The 880-nt window shown below is 53.4% G+C and carries 2 tRNA genes and 1 rRNA gene; all 3 read left to right on the top strand.

The features are described 5' to 3' along the window. The first annotated feature begins 50 nt into the window (after positions 1 to 50). Positions 51 to 124, top strand: a tRNA-Ile gene (locus tag WS34_RS14920). Between the two features lie 5 nt (positions 125 to 129). After that, a tRNA-Ala gene (locus WS34_RS14915) sits at positions 130 to 203 on the top strand. A 138-nt stretch (positions 204 to 341) separates the two neighbouring features. Then, positions 342 to 880 (top strand): 23S ribosomal RNA (locus tag WS34_RS14910); the annotation flags it as partial.

Genomic DNA, 880 nt, shown 5'->3' with positions numbered 1-880 from the left:
CGTTTCACGTTTTTTCACGTTACATGATTGCCCGATAGCGGGTTAACCATAGTCTCTTAGCTCAGTTGGTTAGAGCGCTACACTGATAATGTAGAGGTCCGCGGTTCAACTCCGCGAGGGACTACAGCCGGGGGATTAGCTCAGTTGGCTAGAGCGCCTGATTTGCATTCAGGAGGTCAAGGGTTCGACTCCCTTATTCTCCACGGATAAAGTTCTTTGACATGCTGGAACGTTAATGGATCATTTGATCCACGAAGTAAGAATGTAGTAGAATAACACAGAGCCGTCCCCGTGGTGATACAGGGGACAAGGTAGATTATAAAAGTACACGACGCTAACGAACGTGAACGATTAAGGGCGCGCGGTGGATGCCTAGGCTCTCGGAGGCGAAGAAGGACGCGATAAGCCGCGATAGTCCACGGCGAGGTGCAAGTAACCCTTGACCCGTGGGTTTCCGAATGGGGCAACCCGGCCGTCTAGATGACGGTCATACCGTGAGGTAAGCGAACGCGGGGAACTGAAACATCTCATTACCCGCAGGAGAAGAAAACAAAAAGTGATTCCCCCAGTAGTGGCGAGCGAACGGGGAAGAGCCCAAACCGCTGCCGTTTCGGCGACAGCGGGGTCATGGGACCGCGAGATTCGACGGAAGACGAAGTGCAATTACCTGGAAAGGTAAGCCGTGGAGGGTGATAGCCCCGTGCACGACACCTCTTTCTTAGATAGCGGTATCCCGAGTAGGGCGGGACACGAGAAATCCTGCCTGAATTCGCCAGGACCTCCTGGCAAGGCTAAATACTCCCGAGAGACCGATAGTGAACCAGTACCGCGAGGGAAAGGTGAAAAGTACCCCGAACAGGGGGGTGAAATAGACCCTGAA

The organism is Odoribacter sp. N15.MGS-14, assembly GCF_000980245.1.
GTDB classification, from domain to species: domain Bacteria; phylum Bacteroidota; class Bacteroidia; order Bacteroidales; family Marinifilaceae; genus Odoribacter; species Odoribacter splanchnicus.
The sequence above is the reverse complement of the archived record's forward strand: the minus strand, read 5'-3'. Positions and strand labels throughout refer to the sequence as shown.